The organism is Butyrivibrio sp., from assembly GCF_017433805.1.
Lineage (GTDB): Bacteria > Bacillota > Clostridia > Lachnospirales > Lachnospiraceae > Butyrivibrio.
Genome location: NZ_JAFRGN010000028.1, coordinates 1 through 20,751 on the forward strand (window position 1 = coordinate 1; position 20,751 = coordinate 20,751).

General features: G+C 41.4%; 17 protein-coding genes and 2 tRNA genes. 6 read left to right on the forward strand and 13 right to left on the reverse strand.

Translation table 11 applies throughout. The features are described 5' to 3' along the window. Positions 1-197, reverse strand: a 197-nt coding sequence (locus tag IJI01_RS07295; RefSeq protein ID WP_292188051.1) for a GTPase domain-containing protein, incomplete at its 3' end; no start/stop codon positions are given. A 184-nt stretch (positions 198-381) separates the two neighbouring features. Here IJI01_RS07295 and IJI01_RS07300 point away from each other — a divergent pair. The 3 genes from IJI01_RS07300 to IJI01_RS07310 all read left to right on the forward strand — a co-directional run bounded on the left by IJI01_RS07300 (position 382) and on the right by IJI01_RS07310 (position 4,065). Continuing rightward, positions 382-1,908: a Na+/H+ antiporter NhaC family protein gene (locus IJI01_RS07300; RefSeq protein WP_292188054.1), complete on the forward strand. Its 1,527-nt coding sequence runs from the start codon at positions 382-384 to the stop codon at positions 1,906-1,908. 148 nt (positions 1,909-2,056) lie between these two features. Next, positions 2,057-2,827 carry a hypothetical protein gene (locus IJI01_RS07305; RefSeq protein WP_292188057.1) on the forward strand — a complete coding sequence of 257 codons (771 nt, stop codon included), beginning with the start codon at positions 2,057-2,059 and terminating at the stop codon, positions 2,825-2,827. A gap of 59 nt (positions 2,828-2,886) precedes the next feature. Continuing rightward, positions 2,887-4,065, forward strand: a complete 1,179-nt coding sequence (locus IJI01_RS07310; RefSeq protein WP_292188060.1) for a CapA family protein — start codon at positions 2,887-2,889, stop codon at positions 4,063-4,065. A gap of 63 nt (positions 4,066-4,128) precedes the next feature. On the opposite strand, the gene IJI01_RS07315 is transcribed toward IJI01_RS07310, so the two are convergent. The 7 genes from IJI01_RS07315 to IJI01_RS07345 form a co-directional block, all read right to left on the reverse strand. Continuing rightward, positions 4,129-5,064, reverse strand: a complete 936-nt coding sequence (locus tag IJI01_RS07315) for an adenosine deaminase (RefSeq protein ID WP_292188063.1) — start codon at positions 5,062-5,064, stop codon at positions 4,129-4,131. Positions 5,065-5,109: 45 nt separating this feature from the next. Further along, a complete protein-coding gene (locus tag IJI01_RS07320; protein WP_292188066.1) occupies positions 5,110-5,574 on the reverse strand; it encodes an 8-oxo-dGTP diphosphatase in 465 nt (154 codons plus the stop codon). Positions 5,575-5,640: 66 nt separating this feature from the next. After that, the gene (locus tag IJI01_RS07325) at positions 5,641-6,207 is read right to left on the reverse strand and encodes a histidine phosphatase family protein (RefSeq protein ID WP_292188069.1); all 567 of its coding nucleotides are present in this window, start codon (positions 6,205-6,207) and stop codon (positions 5,641-5,643) included. 20 nt (positions 6,208-6,227) lie between these two features. After that, positions 6,228-7,211, reverse strand: a complete 984-nt coding sequence (locus tag IJI01_RS07330) for a GNAT family N-acetyltransferase (protein ID WP_292188072.1) — start codon at positions 7,209-7,211, stop codon at positions 6,228-6,230. Positions 7,212-7,300: 89 nt separating this feature from the next. Continuing rightward, positions 7,301-8,170: an aminoglycoside 6-adenylyltransferase gene (locus IJI01_RS07335; RefSeq protein WP_292188075.1), complete on the reverse strand. Its 870-nt coding sequence runs from the start codon at positions 8,168-8,170 to the stop codon at positions 7,301-7,303. Positions 8,171-8,705: 535 nt separating this feature from the next. Beyond that, a tRNA-Gly gene (locus IJI01_RS07340) sits at positions 8,706-8,778 on the reverse strand. Positions 8,779-8,895: 117 nt separating this feature from the next. Continuing rightward, positions 8,896-10,752: a glycoside hydrolase family 36 protein gene (locus IJI01_RS07345; protein ID WP_292188078.1), complete on the reverse strand. Its 1,857-nt coding sequence runs from the start codon at positions 10,750-10,752 to the stop codon at positions 8,896-8,898. 208 nt (positions 10,753-10,960) lie between these two features. Here IJI01_RS07345 and IJI01_RS07350 point away from each other — a divergent pair, with 208 nt between their 5' ends. From IJI01_RS07350 to IJI01_RS07360, 3 genes are read left to right on the forward strand one after another with little or no spacing between them, the layout of a single operon-like run. Beyond that, complete coding sequence (locus IJI01_RS07350) at positions 10,961-12,490, forward strand: GGDEF domain-containing protein (protein WP_292188081.1); 1,530 nt, start codon at positions 10,961-10,963, stop codon at positions 12,488-12,490. 11 nt (positions 12,491-12,501) lie between these two features. Continuing rightward, positions 12,502-14,022: a glycosyltransferase family 39 protein gene (locus IJI01_RS07355; RefSeq protein WP_292188084.1), complete on the forward strand. Its 1,521-nt coding sequence runs from the start codon at positions 12,502-12,504 to the stop codon at positions 14,020-14,022. Further along, the gene (locus IJI01_RS07360) at positions 14,022-15,572 is read left to right on the forward strand and encodes a glycosyltransferase family 39 protein (RefSeq protein ID WP_292188087.1); all 1,551 of its coding nucleotides are present in this window, start codon (positions 14,022-14,024) and stop codon (positions 15,570-15,572) included. Before IJI01_RS07355 ends, IJI01_RS07360 begins: the two co-directional genes overlap by 1 nt. 72 nt (positions 15,573-15,644) lie before the next feature. Here IJI01_RS07360 and IJI01_RS07365 read toward each other — a convergent pair whose 3' ends face one another. From IJI01_RS07365 to IJI01_RS07385, 5 genes are all read right to left on the reverse strand, one after another. Next, complete coding sequence (locus IJI01_RS07365; RefSeq protein WP_292188088.1) at positions 15,645-16,340, reverse strand: ETEC_3214 domain-containing protein; 696 nt, start codon at positions 16,338-16,340, stop codon at positions 15,645-15,647. 153 nt (positions 16,341-16,493) lie between these two features. Continuing rightward, positions 16,494-16,567: transfer RNA gene (locus IJI01_RS07370), tRNA-Pro, on the reverse strand. A 98-nt stretch (positions 16,568-16,665) separates the two neighbouring features. Then, positions 16,666-17,802, reverse strand: a complete 1,137-nt coding sequence (locus IJI01_RS07375; protein WP_292188090.1) for an AAA family ATPase — start codon at positions 17,800-17,802, stop codon at positions 16,666-16,668. A 40-nt stretch (positions 17,803-17,842) separates the two neighbouring features. Then, entirely contained in the window at positions 17,843-19,498 is a 1,656-nt protein-coding gene (locus tag IJI01_RS07380) for a DUF5722 domain-containing protein (RefSeq protein WP_292188092.1), read from the reverse strand. Positions 19,499-19,522: 24 nt separating this feature from the next. Beyond that, complete coding sequence (locus tag IJI01_RS07385; protein WP_292188095.1) at positions 19,523-20,719, reverse strand: FprA family A-type flavoprotein; 1,197 nt, start codon at positions 20,717-20,719, stop codon at positions 19,523-19,525. Positions 20,720-20,751 lie beyond the last annotated feature (32 nt).

The window sequence follows — 20,751 nt, forward strand, 5'->3', positions numbered from 1 at the left end:
AAAACGCCTGGTTCAATGCCAACAGTGTCAATCAATCTGAATGGGATACTTTTGTTCTCGTAAACCTTAAAATCCGCATCATTCTTTGTCTTGGATGGTACAGGCTTCTTCATGGCCGTTTCACCCAAAATAGCTTTTATCAAAGTTGACTTTCCAACACCTGCATAACCAACTACCAGTACGTTTCCCTTATCCACCGTCTATTCTCCTATGCGTTTGCCATCACATTCTGTAGTTTCTTATTTATATATAGTTATACGTTTGCAAATATATTATATAACGACATCAACAAAATTTCGACACCAATAATGCATTGACAACACCCGTGTCTTAGTAAAATAATAGAGTATACTTTAATACGTTAATGCAAAGGAGAATGGTATGTTTGTCGACACTTTCTGGTCCCTGCTTCCCGCTATCATCGCTATAGCACTGGCTCTTATCACTAAGGAAGTTTATTCTTCCCTGTTCATCGGCATTGTTGTCGGTGGTATGCTGTATTCCGGCTTTAGTTTTACAGGAACAATCGAGCATGTTTTTGTTGATGGTATGATCAGCCAGCTTTCAGATTCCTGGAATGTTGGTATCCTGATCTTCCTGGTTGTCCTGGGCACAATGGTAATGCTCATGAACAGAGCTGGTGGTTCCGCTGCCTTTGGTAAATGGGCAGTACAGCATGTTAAGACCAAAACCGGGGCTCAGATTGCCACTATAGTTCTTGGAATGCTTATCTTCATCGATGACTATTTTAACTGTCTGACTGTTGGCTCAGTTATGCGCCCAGTAACTGATAAGCACAAGATTTCAAGAGAAAAGCTTGCATACCTTATTGATGCAACCGCTGCTCCTATCTGTATCATCGCTCCTATTTCTTCATGGGCTGCAGCTGTTACCGGTTTCGTAGATGGTGTTAATGGTCTTACTCTTTTTGTAAGAGCTATTCCATATAACTTCTACGCACTCCTTACTATTGTTATGATGTTCGGCCTTACTCTGATGAAGATGGATTATGGTCCAATGAAGCAGGCAGAAGAGCATATCAAGGTAAAAGACCTTATTACTTCTGTAGGAGATGGTGAAGGACTTCTTGGTGCCAGCGACCAGCCACATCCTCCAACATCTCAGAAGGGAAAAGTTATTCATCTTATATTCCCAATTGTTTCTCTTATCATCTGCTGCGTAATCGGAATGATCTACACTGGCGGATTCTTTGAGGGAACAGGCTTTGTTGATGCTTTCTCTGGTTCAGATGCTTCTGTAGGACTTGTATATGGCTCTGTTGCAGCACTTATTATTACAATTGTCTTTTTCCTGCTTACTAATGTACTGAGCTTCAAGGATTGCATGAACTCTATTCCAGAAGGCTTTAAGAGTATGGTTCCAGCTATCCTGGTACTCACCTTCGCATGGACACTTAAGTCTATGACAGATTCTCTTGGCGCAGCTAATTATGTAGCTGGAATATTTGAGAACTTTGCTGACAACGGCGCTGTTATGAGCTTCATCCCTGCACTTGTTTTCATCATTGCTACATTCCTTGCTTTTGCTACAGGTACTTCATGGGGAACCTTCGGAATCCTTATTCCTATCGTAGTTAATGTATTTGGTTCAAACATGAATAACGAGCTTATGATAATCGCTATTTCAGCTTGTATGGCTGGTGCTGTTTGCGGAGATCACTGCTCTCCTATTTCAGATACTACTATCATGGCAAGTGCCGGTGCTCAGTGTGACCACATCAAGCATGTTTCTACGCAGCTTCCATATGCAATGACCGCTGCCGCTGTTTCTTTTGCCGCATATATCATTTCAGGTTTCGTCAGAAACTGGATGATCTGCCTTGTAGTTGGAATAGCATTGATGCTTGGAACATTGTTCGTTATTAAGAATCTTAAGAAAGCAAATTAAAAAACTATTGGCCTCAGGTGCATTTTTGTGCCTGAGGTTTTTCTTTTTGCCATCAAAAATATTCCTTCGTATAAATATTTAAAGAAACAGATACGAGCTTTCGATAATAGTTTATATATGGGATTTATCTTTTCCCGAGGAGGATATTATGAGAGACAGAAACAAAGCCGCTTCACTTATAAATGTACTTTTTGCTACAACTATTATTGCAGCTATGGTTGGTTGTGGATCAAAGAGCGTTAACGCTGAAGCGTTAGAAGAAAATATCCAGAGTGCAAGTAATGATGCAACTGAGGTTGAATTCTTTGATGAGGTAGAGCCTGAGGTTATCATAGATGAGTCAGCTACAGATGTCAGCGAAGTTCTGGTTGATGCAGAGAATGTTGATTCTCCTCTTCCAAGATATGAATATCCTGGCCCAGAATACTTCTACACAGTTCTCTATGATTTCCTGAGAGACGAATATGGTCAGCAGTATTCAGACTATGATGTCTGCATTCCTACACCATATATTATCGAGATTGATGATTCTGATCAGGACGACATCAAGGTTTATGGCGACTTCTGGATCTACAACTACAATCTTGAGGGTGATACTCTGATGTTCACTTCAGGCGGAAGCTACGCTGGACTCATCCACATGAAGAACGGCGAAGACGGCTATGAAATTACTGGTATGGATCTTGTAGGTGATGGTTCCAACTTCGAACCTACAGCAAGAGCAATCTTCGGTGATAAGTACGACGAACTCCTTGCACTTTCACTTGATAAGGATGCAAGAGAAGCCACAAGAGCTCAGATCATTGCTAACTATGTAGCAGCAAATGACCTTAATATCACTCAGTATCAGGATTATGGCTGGCCTCCAGTTCAACTTCCAGCCGAGAATATTGATAATTTCTACAGCCAGCTCGATTGAGCAGCTCTTCTGCTATAATAATATAGTGTAAAAGACATATTATTTGGCGGAATATCAAAATGAGAATATGTGAAGGTTCAAAAAGAACAATTTCATATATAAAGAAATATTCTGTAGGCATCATTATTGCCAGCTTACTATTTACTGCCTCCAGTTCTCCTGTTTCTGCAGCTAATACCAATGATGTAAATATCATCATGGTTGGAGATATTCTTCTCCACAGTCCTGTTGAGGAAGCAGCTGTAAATGAAAGTGGTGAGTACAACTTCGATTTTATATTTGACCGTACCAGAAAAGACATCTCGACAGCTGATATTGCAATCGTTAATCAGGAAGTCATTATAGGCGGCGAAGAGCTTGGCATTTCCGGATACCCAAACTTTAACGCTCCTTACCAGGTTGGCGATGCTCTTGTAAAGGCAGGTTTTGACGTTGTCTGCCACGGAACAAATCATGCCCTTGACCGAGGGAAAAAGGGAATTGTTAACAGCTGTAATTATTGGAAAAAGACTCATCCAGAAATAACTGTAGTTGGAATCAACCAGACAGAATCTGAATATTCAAACATAAATATCATCAAGAAAAATGGCATTCGCATAGCAATACTCAATTACACTTATGGAACTAACGGAATCAAGGCTCCTTCCGACATGCCTCATGCTGTAGATACTCTAGAAGTATCAAAAGTAAAATCTGATCTTGCCTACGCTGAGCAAAATGCTGATTTTACTATTGTTTGCCCTCACTGGGGAACAGAATATGTCCTTAATCCAGATTCATATCAGAAAGAATGGACTAAGCGATTCAGGAAATATGGTGCAGATCTTGTAATTGGAACTCACCCACATGTAATAGAACCTGTTGAAATGCTTGAGGATAGCATTGCTGGCATATCCAATAATAAAGGTAATGGTGATATGCTCGTATACTACTCACTCGGCAACTTCGTTAACTGGACTTCCTCAAGTGGCGCAGGTATTGCCAATAGGTGCGTTGGCGGAATGGCACAGATTACCATAGGCCGCGATTCAAAAGGAGAAGTCGTGATAAAAGATCATGGCATCAAAGCACTGGTTTGCCACCTTCAACAAGGTCCGAATGGCGTTTCGGTATATCCACTCTCAGAATATACTGATGAACTCGGGAACAAAAACGAGATTGTTGCGCAAGACTCATCATTTTCTAGAAAGTATTGTGTCGATCTTTGTAATAAAGTTTGGGGAACCGCATGGAAATAAGGAAATCCACCTTAAGGGGTTCCCTAAGGGAAGAGTCAACAATGCTTTTCAAATTTTTTGTATTTATCTTTTTAATCCGTTTAGCCTGATGTCATCCAATTCCTCGGCGGTCAGACAGCCTGATTGATAGAGGCGAAGGTATTCCTTGGAAACATCCGAATCGAAGATAAGGACATCGTCAGAGTTTATGGTCACATCCACGCCTTTGTGGTAAAGCTGCGCTATTGGATGCTGCGCCATATTAGGCACGCGGCCAAGGAGGACATTACTGGACGGCGTGATATTCAGTCTGATCTTGTGGTCTATCAGATAATCGATTACGCTCTCATCCTGTACGGCAGCAATTCCGTGCTGGACTTCATTAAGATGAAGAGCCTCAACTGCTGTAACTATATCCCGCGCTGTTCCCCACTCTCCCACATGAGCTTTCAGCACCAGACCGTTCTCTGCTGCCTTTTCATATATAGGAATGAAGTTCTCTATGGGCTGTGCCATTTCATCGCCGTATAGGTCGATAGAATAAAATTCCTTGTGTCCCCAGAAATGAGATAAGCATCCCATTAGATAATCAATTGGGCAATGACGGGATAAACCGATCTGTAGGCGAAGTTCTATCTCAGGAGCAAACTCCGCATTTGCCTTTTGGAATGCGTCAATCAGCTCTTCTATATCGTTATTAAAAAACTCCCCAAGTCCCCATACGTCTTCGCCAATTTCCAAAATGGTGACTCCATCTCTTTTGGCCTGTTCAAAGGTTGCTTCGATAAGCAGTTTCCTTCCCTCCAGACTGTTAAAACGATTCCCGATATACTTGCTGCTCCAGGCATCCATCTCGCTCATGGATGATAAGGTCTTGGAAATGGGAGTTATTTCATAGCCTATCTTCTCAAGGATATATTCTCTGCTTCCCCCGAGCACGAAATGGTTGTGAAGATCAGCCTTGGGGAAGCTTCTGATCGCATCTAGGTTTTCACTTTTTATTGCGTCTATAAAGGTCATGGTTGATTGTTCTCTCTATGTTTCTTTATTCCTGTCCTGGTAGCGTTATCTCTTTGAAACGTTCCAATTATCGCCCTCTACAAGGTATTGGAACTCGGTGAGACTTGGATTATTGAATACATCAAGAAGATCTTGGAAGTCATCGACAGTATCAATTTCAGTAATTTGACTGTAATCGATCCATTCCATCTGGCCTTCTGCAGAAGAGACAACATCTCCCGTAAATTCAGTAGCCTTGAATAGCAGTACTACGTATCGTCCCTCTTCATAATTTCCATTTTTCATAGGAAACTGTTTTATTCCCACAAGCCTTGGATCAAGGATATCAAGACCTGTCTCTTCCTTCATCTCACGTTTAACTGCGTCCACAAAGGATTCGCCAATTTCAACATGACCACCTGGAAGAGTGTACCCTTTCCAATCTTCCTTAACTCGATTCTGTAGTAATATCTTTTCCCCATTCTGAATGAGGCATAATACGGTAAGTTCTACCGTTTCAGTTCTTCCCATTTATGTTCTCCCATGTTCCATTGCATTCGTATGATTATCATTTTCTTTTGCTATGATTACAGCCAGTTATTTCAGAATGTACTTATTAATCTCAATGCACTTCCTATCTGCGCCGAACACGAACTCCACAATCCATGGCATGACAAATTTTATCTTTTCAAATTCTTCATATCCAAATGATTTGTCGTAGTAATTGATTATCGTGCTCAGTGCCGTTCCATGGCTACCAATCACGATATTTTTTCCTCGATACTTCTCCAATACTTTGCTCAATGCTGCTATATTTCTGTCCTGTACTTCACTAAGGCACTCCCCGTCTGAGAGTTTGTAGTTAAAATCACTCCACTGCCTCTTTGTAAACTCTGTGAAATCCTCAATCCAGCAGCTATCAACTTTTCTTTCGCGGAAGTCTTCTATCTTTTCTATAGACAGGCCCTTTTTCCTAGCAAAATCTGCCACAGTGTCGATAGCTCTTTTAAATGGGCTGGATAATACAACGTCTATATCCTTATCTGATAAAAAAGCTGTAACAAGCTTTCTATCCTCCATCCCACGTGGACTCAGCTCTCGCGATAAATCATCATGATTGTCGTAGTTCGGCTCTGCATGCCTTACAAAATAAACTCTGGTCATAGAAACATCCCTGATCACATTTATAGTTTGATGGCGTAATGCTGCTTGATCACTCCATCTTCTTCAAACTCTTTAACCAGCACCCCATTGCAACTCTTTGCTGTTGCGGCTGATGCAGCATTGTCCTTATCACATGCAATGATAACCTGATCCAGATGCTGCTGTCTTGCATATGCTAAACCCTGTTGAAGCTGTTTCCTGCCATAGCCTTTGCCTCGCTCAGATGGTCTTATACCATATGCGATATGTCCGCCGCTCTGAAGGTCATCTGTTAATGAATGATGGATCTTGATGCATCCAATCAGTTTGCCATCAGATATACGCTTAGAAAAGAATGTGCTTGTCTGAATTGGTCTTTCATGGCTCTTTTGCCTTATGGAATCTATATGGCTAAGCCATTCGCCATAGTCATCATAGAAAGCAAATCCGCCGCTTCCATGGATCTGAGTATCACCAGCGCTGAAGTGTTCTTCTTTATATTCCAGGGCTTCTTTTTCCATTTCTTCTGAGGGTAGCACAAGAATCATATCGTTGTCTTCATCAAAATCATGGTCAAGGCTATATCTTTCTTTTCCCAGAACAATAGCATCATCAAGCATCTGATTTCCGGCCTCATCGGAGTAATTCAGATACCCTTTTACTTTCGATATGCTAACCAGCTTACGACCATACCTTTTCCCATTAGCAGGATCATCTTGGATTTCATGTATATCTTTTATCCGTGCAATCATCCTAACCTGAGCGTACTGACTTCCATCCTCTTCGACAAGCAGATAGCCCAGGTAATGGATATCCTCTATTACAGTATTTAGTTCCTCGATGTATTCCCTCGATAGTGTCTCCTCAAATGACTCGCTCTTTTCTGGCTTTCCGCCAGTTAGCTTGTATTTATCATCCTCTATCCTAAGGAGAACTCTGCCATCATTCGAAAAGACAATTCCATAAACCTGCCTGACCTCTAAATCATCAGGGCCAGGTGCTTTAAACCATGTAAAAGTCCCCACAACAACACCTTCCTATCATCAGATAAACATTTAAAGCTACATTACTTTCTCATAGCATTATTCTTTGAACTCGTTATTCTCTGCTTACATTATTCTTTAAATGCATTACTTCTAAGGCTATCAATAAAATTCAACATCTCTTTTTCATTTGCATCAGAATAGTTAACCCCACATTTATCTGCCACTAAATTACCAGCTTTGCGCCATAGCTTGATCACAGCGTCGAAAGCTTCCCAAATCTGCTCGTACTCAGAGTTAGGATATGTCTTTTTGTACAGATCAAACAGCTCTTTTTCCAAAAGCTTTTCCATATTGCTATCTAGAATCCCCATATCCACAGGCTCGCCGTGCTGCAGATAAATATGCCAGCGAAGCATCTTATTCAGGAGATCGCGCACTGCGATATTAAGATAGAACATGGCAGATGGGAGCTCTTTTCTAAGTGTATATTCTGAAAAGGTCTTGAGAACCCAGAAGAATTCGTTGCATGTTCCAAGAAATTCATCCTCTGAAGGTGCCTCTGAAAACAGAGTCTGTGTTTCTTCCAGGCGCTCAATCTCTGGCAAGATACCATCTTTATCTATAAGCTTCTGGTAAGTATCCCCAATCCAAACGTTTTCATGAGCTTGTTCTCTATTGTAACGGGACAAAAAGGACTCTTTATCAGCCGCATCTATCACAAGCGTAATGCCATCTTTAAATAACATCAGATGTGCTTTTGTACCAGGGAACATTTCAGGATAGTTCTTATCACCGCGATATAAGAGGATTCTTTCTCCAAAGCTATCTTTAAAAAAATCATCCTCATATTTCTGAAGATCGTTGACCACAAAGAAGAATTCGTAGGAATGCTGATATTCTCTTTTAGGCATGAGATTAGTCCTGATAACCGCCCTGACAGAGGGCTCAGCCATAGCATACTCTTCAATTTGTCTTATTATCTCCGCCTCAGATCTCATACAACTTGGTCTCCTCAAGTTTTCTATAAAGGTTTCTAAATTTATAAAGGTTTCTAGATATTTAGATTCGTAAAATCACCTTACTTGAATCATTATACTTAATCGAGAGGCTTTTCCCAACCATTAAAGCCTGCATTCTTCTAATATTTCGTAAACATACCTGAGGGGCTTACTGTTGAAATTGGGAATTTAGAGATTTAGGCAGGCTCTTTTTACGGAATTATGTCATATTGCATTTTTTATATTGATTTTTAATCAAAAATCCTGGTTTCAAGCTTGTTTTTATCGATATTGCGGTAAAAAAGAGCAATTTTTCACTGCTGAAATCTTGATTTTCCCATTTTAGGCAGACCACTGTATCAATAACAGCAGAAATTGTAGTCGGTAGCATCCGCAAGCGACAATAAAGCAGGAATAAGTACATCAGCCAGTAGCAGCCTAGACATAAGACGAAAGAGACACCAGAAATAGCAAAGACAGTCAGATACAACAAAAAACCCCAGATCAGTGATCTGGGGTTTTAAGTAATAAAAAGAGCGATAGACGGGGCTCGAACCCGCGGTCTCCACCTTGGCAAGGTGGCGCTTTACCAACTAAGCTACTATCGCATATATGTAAAGTCGCTTTCGCGACAGCAAAATAAATAATACACTAGTGATATATGTTTGTCAACAACATTTTTAAGATTTTTTAAAAATGTTGTTGACGCCAGTATTTATGCCATTTTACAGTTCTGCCAAAAGTGCCTCAGCAGAAAAATCTTTCTTAGCTTCGCCATATTCTTCTAAAATCTTGTAGCTACTAATATCTATTCCAAGACCCTTAGCATACTCTTCCAGATCTACGGAATCACCAAATCTGTGATACACAACGAGTGCTCTATTGCCCAACTCTCTGATCACGAGCTGTGAGCCGGTAGGCTCATTGTAGCTGTCCGTATCGGCAGCAAGGACCGTCGTCTTACCATCTCTGATAATATCTGAAACCTTGCGGTAGAAATCCATTCCCTGATCAAGAAGCTCCCACTGATGGTCGCTAAGATCATAAACATCTCCGGAAAGCCCCATTCTGCCAAGGAATGTTGAGCAGATTGAATACCAGATTCGCTCGTCGCTGTCTTTTGCTCTCATAACAGCCCATATCTGGCTCTGGGAAGGTTTGATCACTCTGTGCATGTTTGCGGCAATGATTGGAAGTGATGCGCACTCATGGGCATCAGAAAAGCTTGCCATAGAAGCCAGCTCCATAAAGGATGGCTCAAGGCGATGTCCGCCACTTGAACAGTTCTCAATTACAAGCTCAGGGATCTCACGTTTCATTCTCTTAAAGAAGTCCTGAGTCGCCAGAACCTTCTTCCTGAGATTCTCTCCCATTCCTTCTGGGCCATCACAGCCCATTCCCATAGTGTCGTTATAATCAATCTTGATATAGCCAAAGTTATTATCCTTGAGATTATCAATAACATACTTATCCAGGTGCTGAATAACCCAAGGATCTTCCATATCAAGGAAATGCACATTTCCTACTGTAAGTGGCACTCCGTCTTTTTTTACAAGGTGATTCGTCTCGTAGAAAGATGGTGCTTCCTGAGATGTATTCTCAAGCTCGAACCAGATACCTGGAATCATGCCCTTTCCGCGAATGTAATCTGTAAGCTCCTTGAGGCCATTAGGAAATCTCTCGGTGTTAATAGTCCAGTCACCGCGCCAATCCCACCAGTTACCGCATTTGCCGTACCAGCCAGAGTCCATGACGAGGTACTGGATACCCTTTCCTGCAATCTTGTCCGCAAGCTTCTTGAGATTGTCTATTGTCGGATTTCCCCAGGTCGTACAGTACTCGTTAAAGACGATACCCATCTCATTATCAACCGGGCTGATATCCGGATTCTGGGCTTTCACAAGCTTATCACATACATCCTCAAGAGAGTTGCCTGTGGCCACAAGAGCTTTAGGCGCAACAAACTCCTCACCTGGCATAAGCTTCTTGGTCCAATGGCCAAAGTCTCTATCCGCAATTCCTCCGGCAATCGTAACAACATCTCCCGATTTAACCAATATCTCTATCTGCCATGAGCTAGGTGCATAGAGCTGAACCCCAGTAAATTTCCCTGTCTCAGAATCCTCAACTGCAACAAATGGGAAGAACTGCCTTACTGGCATAGATCCCAGATTTCCAAATTTGAGGACACGAATTCCGTGATTACTCCAGGAATGCTCCATATCAAGCTCTTTTATACTATCTACTTTATGCTTACCTTCTGCGCTCCAGAATGACAAAAGTCTGTGAATCTTGTCAGCCTTAATCTTCTTAAGAAGAACGGAAGTCAGCATTTCCATTGTCAGAGGATCTTTTCCCTCGTTAGCAACCTTGGTTACAACCTCGGTTACGTCAGCCCTGCTACTCTTTGTATTGCTAACTTTGAGCACAAGTCCGTCTGGCCTTCTGAGCTCTTCAACTTCCTCTGTATCTTTTACCAGCTCAAAGTCGTCCATTGAGCCACTTCCAAGCATAGACAGACCACATGTATATTTGTCGTTATATCTTTCACCTATGATCTTAACTTCTGCAGTTGATTTCATAACCCTCACACCTCAATTATTATATGTAACTTTCATATATTGATTATATGTGCATGCCCCATGACACGCAATTACATCCTCATTATCTGGTCCATCGCAGTTTATAGAAGTTTAACTAAACGATAATAATTACACGCTATGCCGCATGTTAAAATGGTATATGAGGTATCATGAGTTTAGTATACCCTTGCAAACATGAGGATAATCGATGGCTATATTCTTAAAACTGCCAGAGAATAAAATATCGGCCCCGGATACATACGAGGATTTTCTTGTAGAAAACATTGCCAAGATTAATCAGTACATGAACCGTACTCTTTGGTTCTGCATTCTGACAGGTCCTGCCATTGCAATAGGGGTTGCTGCGGGCATTTTTAAAAGAGTGCCTTATTCCGTATGTCTGCTTCTTTCTGCCGCTGTACTACTGCTGACAATAACTCATTTATTATTCATTAAGTACTTCCCCAAGTCTGAATTCACCAGCATTTATGCCTTATTTATCCTGGATATTCTTTTAGCCTATATGGCATATTCCCACATATATCTCAGACTTACATGGTTTTTTGTGCCGCTTTTATCTCTTTTGTTCTGTAGCTACAGAATTTATATTATGTCGCTGATTATAAATTACCTCACAATGCTGATGACAGTCTGGATAACTTCGCCATCTTATACCAGCGTTCGTTCTGACTATGATAGCTCAGTACAGTTCTTTTACAATTATATCAGTGGCACTACTATCGAAATGATCCTGATGGCCATCGTAGGTATTGCAATTCTCAAGACTTCTCACAGATATGTCCGTGAGTTTTATGAAATGTACATGACCTTAAGTTACCGCGAACAGCAGGTTTCTGAATCTATCGATACGCTGTCCTCCATGGCTGGTATCTACGACAGAGTTAATCTGCTAAATTTCCGCAATATGACTGAAAAGCCACTCACTGACGAAAACGCCAACAAACCTCCAACAAGCATAGAAGGTTTTGACCACACCAGCATGGTCATGAGTATGAAGAGCCATATCGTGCCTGAGCAGATGGATGCATTCCTTAGTTTTACAAACCTGACCACCCTCCGAGAGAGATTATTAGAGAAAAAATCTATCTCTGCAGAGTTTATCAACATCACCACCGGTTGGTTCAGAGCCCAGTACATCACTGTTGAAAAGAATCCGGATGGAATTCCTGTAACCATTATTTTCACTGTCCAGAATATTGAAAAAGACAAACGTAAAGAAGAAAAGCTCATCAGAATAGCCATGACCGATGAACTTACTCATTTATACAACCGTAGAAGCTACGATGACGACATAGCTGTTTATCGTGAAAAAGGCCTCGATGATGACTTTATCCTATTGTCGGCAGACGTAAATGGGCTTAAAATAACCAATGATACCAAAGGTCACGCTGCAGGCGATGAGCTTATTAAAGGCGCCGCTGATTGCCTACATGTATCCATTGGCAAAAACGGTAAAGTATACCGTACTGGCGGCGATGAATTTATCGCCATTGTACATTTGGACGACTATGCGGAGCTTATCGCAGAAATCGCAGCCAGAGCAAGGTCCTGGCACGGAGAATACATAGATTCCATTTCTATATCCATTGGATGTGCCAGCCACAAAGAATTTCCTGATGCTACCATCGACGAACTGGAGCGAATTTCCGATAAACGAATGTACGACAGCAAGGAACAATACTACAAACAGACCGGTCATGACAGGAGAAGGAAATAAAATAATTAACTATGGATAATAATTGCGAAAAGCCTAAAAGTTACATTGGAATTGTACTTGCACTTATCTCTTTTATTGTTTTCACGTTTTGGAATAGATATGCACAGGGAAACGACATCTGGTATGACGAAGTCTTTTCCCTGTCTTTTGCAGAGCACGGATTTAACGAGATCACCGCTCTGACTTCGCGCGATGTCCATCCTCCACTCTATTATTTTTATCTCAAGGCTTTTACTTCTATAGTCAGCTCTATTACAGGGCAATACTCAATGATAATCATTGGCAAAATTGCATCCCTGATTCCTTGGGGTTTCCTCTTTCTTATTAGCTCTACATACATCAAAGATAGATTTGGAATACTTACCTTTGGTCTGTTTTCCTTAATGGTAACAGTCATGCCACAGCTTCCATCCTACTATTTTGAGATCAGGATGTACTCTCTGGCTCTTTTGTTTATCACTGCGGAGATTCTTATCTCTTTTCACATTCTTACCAACACAGATAAAAATAATAATCTATCCTGGATTTTATTCTTTATCACAGGAATCCTTACTGCTTACACTCAGTATTATGCGTGCATAGCGATTATCGGCTCTTACATCGCCGTATTTCTTTGCCTCCTTTTTATCAAGGGCCAAAAGAAATCCGCCAATCTGATACGCCTTGCTATCTGCAGCGTTTTGTCAGTTGTATGTTACCTTCCATGGCTTCCTGTTCTGAAAGCTCAGATTGAGAATATTTCCGGCAAATACTGGATTCAACCTCTGACTCTTAGGAGTATTGCCGGCTGTGTTAAGTTTGTCGTTCTTCCTGTTGTATACCTTGGCAAAATGCCTGAGATTTCTGCTGGACTCTTGCTCATCGGTATCGCTATTTTGACGGTTCTTTTTATCAGAAAGGGTAAAAGAGATGACTTCGTAATGGCACTTTGCTGCCTGATGCCTGCATTCATCGTTGTTTTGAGTGGTTTTATTCTGTCCGCCCTTGGAACTCCGATATTTGTATATAGATATCTCGTTCCTACCCTTGGTGGAATATGGCTTCTAGTAGCACTGATGGCAGAAAAAGTTATAGATAAAAACTATCTCTTGCTGCTTTTGGTTCCTATTCTTCTTGTTTCCATTCTTAATATCAAAGGTACTGTGGACGAAGAAGGAAATAAATACTACAACATCGACCATTCCTATGATGTTGTATTAGAAGTCCCCAAAAACTCTGTCATTATCACCAATTTTGATCACGTATGCGCTATAATGTCCTATTATAGGCCTGATTGCAGCGTGCTCTTATACGAAGGCGAAATCGATCAGCTTCTACCTGACATGCTTGGAAATATCACAGACAATGTGAATGATTCAGACATACAGAACCTGGTAAAAGATAACCCTGAGAACGTTTACTTCTGGGGAAGCTTTAATTCTAGAGAAGAGATTGTCGCATCCTGGGAAAAGCTGGGCATCAGCAATGAATTACTTGATAATATCCTGATCGAGAGATACTGGATAAATGTGTATAAACTCGGAGTTAGATAATGACTAAAAAAGTATCTGCAGATTTCATCAAAGAACATATTGTAGCTGTACTCCTCATACTGTTCATGGCGATTGTGTACATCTATAACATGTTTACCAATAAACCCTGGTACGACGAACTATATACCTACTACTTTTTCATCAGTAGAGGCCCCATATACGCAGCTATCCACTGGCCTGTTCCCAACAACCACGTGGGCTATTCTGTAGTTTCTGCATTTCTTGATTATCTTGGAAATCCTTATATTGGCTTAAGAGGCGTTTCAGTTATCGCTGCTGTAGCTAATCTGGTTCTTGTGTATAAGCTTGCAATTAAGTTCATGAATAAGTGGTTCGCTACTGCTGCCATGGCACTTTATGCTGGAACATACCTGTGCTTCAGGCTCGCATTCCAAGGAAGAGGCTATACTCTTTCAACCACTTGCCTTCTGGTGGCAATACTTGCTGTCTATCGAATTGCTCTTGGTGATTGCAGGATCCGAAACAATATCATCTTCGCTGCTGCTCTGACCCTCGGACTCTATATCGTTCCAAGTTCCATCTACTGGGTTATGCCAGTGTGCATAACCGGCGGTTTATATCTCCTGTTGCAAAAGAGATATCGAGACCTGTGTAATCTTGTTCTATCCGGAGTCATTGCCGCTGTAGCGACACTGTTTTTATATCTGCTGATCTGGCTTGCTATTGGTGCCAACCTTCTGAGCAAGGATGCATCTAGCGTTTATTACGGCATTTCTCAGGTCAAGATCATCCTGAAAGCTCCATTTGCTGCCGCCGGTACAGGTATCGACTACATGCTAGCTACTCCTTATATTCAGAGTATCGACAGACTTCAGTGCATTAAGACCATGCCCGAGTACTTCATTTCTCTTTTTGGAAATTTCTACGACAAGGCTGGACTGCTGATCTTTATCCTGTATATTGTTGTGATGCTGCTTTCTATAGTTATCACAGTTATTAAGATACGACGCAGAAACAATTCGTTTTTAGGATTATTTATCAGCTGTGGAATGGTCCTTGTTCCTGTGATTCTGATGATCCAAAGTGTTCATCCATACCTTAGAGTTCTGAGCTTCCTGGCTGTGTTCCTTGCTATTGGATTTATCTACTGTATTTCCGAAGGACTGGAGCTCTTTTCCAAGGACAGTATTACTACCAAGGCAGGCTTTTGTTTCTCCTTTCTGACTATTATCCTCGCAATTACCAGCTGTGTAAGCCCATTTTACAGAGGACCGCTCGCCACAAGAGAAAACGAGATAGCTGATGTTCTTACGCAGATGGGCGATCCCGCCAGCATAGACAACATTTTCTACCTCGATGATTATCAGAAATATGTTATTAAATTCTACTACGATACTACTCCAAACGAGGTTTACACATTAGAAGCCGCAGACTACGTGATTGCCTGTCCTGAGTTTACTGATCCACAAAACGAAGTTCCAGAATGGCCTGTTCTGTATGGCTATAGTCCTGAGATGATAGAGTATGTGAAGAGTAATATGACGGTCATTGCTGAGAATGATAGCTATGCAATATACAAAAGAAAATAATAATCGTTCATATACGTAAATAATTAAGGGACAGTTCCTATCTGAGCTGCCCCTTTTGATTTGAATTCGTATTCAATAATTTATTGTATGTAATATATAATTTTCGACTTCTAGCGTGTCTTCCATAGTACACACTCCATAGGTATTCGGATAGGACTTGGATCTATCTGGTGTCTGATCCTCTGGTAGGAATTCATTCTTCTCAAAGCCATACTTATCCACATACATGAAGTAATGATAATTACGTTCGCGATCACCGTCAAACCTGTATTGCTCAAAGTATACTTCCAGATCATATAACCCCTGATCGTAAGCAACATTATCCAGAGTCCCTTCGACCATATCGTAAGTGAAACTTCCAAGTGGCTTTCCTCCTGTGCTGCAGTACTCTGGCAGTTCAATATGCTTATAGGACCTGTCCTTGGATGTTATGAAGTAGGCTATTACGCTCTCGTCTTTGTAAAAGACTCTTATCATTCCATGTTTGGTAAAATATCTGGCATCTGTGATATTGGTATCTGTATATAGACTCACATACCTAGGATGACCTATTGCATCTTCTATATAGACCTGGCTATTTGCTATAGCAATTTCATTATAGAAATCCCGCTCTGCGTATTCTGCTTTTAACCCATCAGCGATACTTGAAGCACATGCTACAGCCGCAGCCAGTATGATCGCAATGATTATCTGTCCAACAGCAGTACCAGAGAAAAATGAACCCAGCTTTTCATCACAAGTATGTAAAACCGATAATACCTTTTTCATCGCAAGCCCTCGCTAATCTCGTCATTTCAACTTCATTCATCAACTATAATTTTCTCAGATTAGCTATCAGTTGTCAAAATATCGTTTATTCGCTTACTAAAGTAAAAACAGGGTTTGCAAATCTGCAAACCCTGTTTTATAGTTCCACTAAAGTCGAGGCGACAAGATTCGAACTTGCGACCTCTGCGTCCCGAACGCAGCGCTCTACCAAACTGAGCCACGCCTCGATAAACAATATTGATACAGTTAAGATAAAGCTGCTGATGCGTATATTACGCATCAGCAACATTATCGATTTTATTATGATATTGAGAAAAAGTCAAACTTACGCGGTTTCTTCGGTGTTCTCAGCAGCCTCTTCCTTATTTCCCGCAATAACCGACAGATCTTCCAAATCCTCGCGGAGGATTGTCATCATATCATCACCAGTAGGATTCTCAAGAGTTGAGATACGTCTTGCCTGGTTAGTGATGATCTCCTCGAAGAGGTTTCTAACCTCTCTTGCGTTAGCGAAGTTATCGATGTTCTCAATCTTCTTGGCTGTAATAAGAGCTCTGATCTGATGCTTAACATCCTCATCAACCTTGTAGTCGTACTTGTTACAGTTCATGTAGAAGATCTCTTCAAGCTCATCGATGTTGTAATCGGAGAACTCGATATACTTGTTGAATCTGGACTTGAGACCTGGGTTAGACTCTATGAACTTCTTCATAGGCTCTGTGTATCCAGCTACGATAACAACGAAGTCGTCTCTGTTATCTTCCATAGCCTTGAGGATTGTATCAATAGCCTCCTGACCAAAAGCATCATCCTTCTGAGAAAGAGCATAAGCCTCATCGATAAAGAGAACGCCACCCTTAGCCTTCTTGATCTGCTCCTGTGTCTTGATAGCTGTCTGACCAACATAGCCAGCTACAAGCCCTGATCTATCTACCTCTACAAGCTGACCCTTGGACAATACTCCGATCTGCTTGTAAATCCTTGCGATGATTCTGGCAACAGTAGTCTTACCTGTACCAGGATTACCTGTAAATACCAGGTGAAGTGATACTGGAACTGATTTAAGTCCCTGATCCTGTCTGGCCTTCTGAACCTTAACAAAGGCAGCCAGTTCTTTCACATCATCCTTGATAGAAGTAAGTCCTATAAGCTTATCGAGGGACTCCATCGGATCCTCTTCAGGTTCCTCAGGTTTCTCCTCTGTTTCTGATGCTGTAGTCTTGATATTAGGGTCCTTAGCAAGAAGGTCCTTGGCTTCGCCAAGTGCTGCGTTAGCATTGTCGATGGCGTTTCCAAGTGAATCAGCAGCTTCCCCAATTTTCTTTTCCTGTTCAAGCTTCTCAGGATCTTTTTCTTTAACAGTATTCCCAGTTACATTAGATGTTCCGCTTGTTGAACCACTTGTACTGCTGCTTGATGAAAAGAAATCTCCGTAGATGCTGCCCAGAAGATTCTTCTGCATATTTGTAATCTTATTTAGTGCTTCTAATTCTTTATCTAAGTTAGTCATTTAAAAACCAGCCGTTTCTGGAAAGGAATGTACGGTTAGCAACCAGTGAGTTGATGTCGTAACCGATGATAGCTGAAGCCTTAGCCTTGTAAGTCTCCTGCTGAGCTGTTCCCATAGCCTTGTAGTAATCATATGCCATCTTGTGAGAACCATCGAGATTCTTAAGTCCCTGTGCAATATGGCTCTCCATCTCGTGAGCATCATCTGTCTCTCTGAAGAGAATGAAGCTCTTGATGTATGGGTTAGTTGAAGCCATTGTGTAAGCATATGCGATAGATGCTGCCTGATACTCCTCGCCGAAGTCTGAAGTAAAGCCGATCTCTGAAAGAGAGATATCTCTTACCTTACCTGCAGGATTGAGGAATGAAGCCTGGCACATGTAATCTGTAAGAACATACAGGTTCTCCATTGTGATGTACTTACTTGTTACATCATTGCTAACATACTGAGCCTGCTGCTTCCAAGCATATGGATCAAACAAAGGTGCGTTGTAAGGGTGGATTGAAAGTCCCCAGTCTACGTTACCTTCTCTGTTCATGTAGTAGTTGAATCTATCAAGGAAGTCCTTGGAAAGAGAACATCCAGGATTAGATTTTCTCTGCCACTCCTGATCGATTGAGTTATAAACCTTGGCGTTAGCATTAACAGCCTTGATCTCGTTGTAGAAAATACGGAATGCCTTAACATACTCACTTACGTTAAGCTCAAGGTTTGTTGAGCTCATGTAATACCATTCTGTTCTGGCATTAACCTCATTACCAATTACCCAGTTATCAATTGTTCCATAAGCTCCGCCTGAATATCTCATAGCAAGGAAAGCTGCGATAGCCTTAAGATGCTGTGTACCGCCATCTTCCTTGGTATTCATAGCGTAACCAGGACAAACATGAGCATCTCTTGAAAGAGGATGGATAAGGTCCGCACCAGCTTCTGTCTTGTTGTTGAGGATTGTCATTGTAAGCTGGAATCCGCTCACATGACACCAACGAACAAAGGCATCGTACTGGCCAAGAGTTGCTGGGTTAAAGTAATAATCTGTTCCATTGTAATTAAAGAGGATTGCTCCTGGAACTGATGCATCACATACGATATCGCCCATGTAGAGGTTATAAACCATCTGAGCAACACCGAGATCCTTGAATGTAGCAGCATCAGCATTAGTAGGAAGAATTCCCTTGATACCGTGATCATTTCTGGCAACTGTCTTGTAAGCATTGCCCTCTGGGTTTGTGATGTAGTGCTCATCACTTACCTGAACCATTGAACCACCGCTCTTAACAGCAACCAAAAACTTTCTTGAAAGATTAGAATCGCCTGAATTATATCCAAGAGGGAAAGTAAATGTAGCACTTGTGCCTCTGTCTGCAGTAGCAACTACCTTACCTGTTGTACCATCCTGATATACTTCATCAGCAAAAAGATAAAACTTACCATCATCTGAAGCTGGAACTGATTTGCAGGAAACGTTGGCAACTACGTTGCCACCCTGTATTACACAAGAATTGATAGTTACTGGTCTGCCAGCAGCTTCTGCTACAACTCCTGCATTATCAGTTACAACATGAGATGTAAAAACACCGCATGCAACTGTTGCTGCCATAGCTACTACGGCAACAAACTTCTTCATTACATTTGTTCCTTTTCTCACACTCAACCTCCGAAAAACTAATTTTTATGCCTTGACTATAGCATCCGTAAATGCTTCAAGGCTGTCAGTATCTTTTTTATGGAATGCACTTTTTATTGTAAGACTCTCTTCGAGAATTGTCACGTTTTTAAGTGCCTGAAGTTTCTCCGTCATAAGTTTAACTGTTACAGGAGCCCATGTTCCGTTCTGTCCAAGGGCAAAAGTCCTGTTCTGAACACCAAGAGCAGCCATATCATTTAAAAAGCTCTCCATTGGCGGATAAATACCATTGTTATAGGTAGGGCACATAAGAACTAATTTCTTGCAGCGCCAAACTTCTCCAATAAGATATGAAACATCTGTACCTGATACATCATACACCTTAACACCAGCTTTTGTCTTGCCCCTTATGCTGGCTGCCACAGCTTCTGCTGCGCTGGCTGTATGGCCGTACAAACTTCCATAGATAACTGCAATATCCTCTGTTTCAGGCTCGTAAGTACTCCATTTCTGGTACTTATCGATAAACCACGCTATATCTTTTCTCCAAACTGGTCCATGAAGAGGAAGAAGCATCTGAATATCAAGTCCCTGCGCCTTTTTAAGGACTGCCTGAACCTGCATTCCATACTTACCTACAATATTTGCATAGTAACGCCTTGCAGAATTAAGGAACTCTTTTTCGAAATCATAATCATCCGCAAAAAGACCTCCATCGAGCGCTCCAAAGGTTCCAAAAGCATCTGCGCAAAGAAGTGCCTTGGTCGCATCGTCATAAGCAAATAATACCTCTGGCCAGTGCACCATAGGCGCTGTCACAAAGTGGAAGGTATGGCTTCCTGTAGAAAGCGTATCCCCTTCCTTAACTTCGAGCTTATTAAAGCCTGCTGCCTCTGGGAAGAACTGCTCCATGATCTGGAAAGTCTTGGCATTACCAACAACAGTAACCTCAGGGAAAAGACCTGCAACTGTGCCGATAAGTGAGCAGTGATCCGGCTCCATATGTAAAACCACCAGATAATCCAGCTTCCTGCCATTAAGACAATCCTTGAGATTCTCAAGATACTGATCTGACACACTGATATCTGCGGTGTCAAATACAGCTGTCTTCTCATCGTCTATGAAGTAACTATTATAGGAAACCCCCTCAGGAATCGGGAAAATATTCTCAAAACGCTCAAGTCTCCTGTCACTTCCACCAATCCAAAATATTCCGTCTGTTACTTTCTTTACTCCGTTCACGTTTTACCCTCCATTAATAACCTATTTTCTCA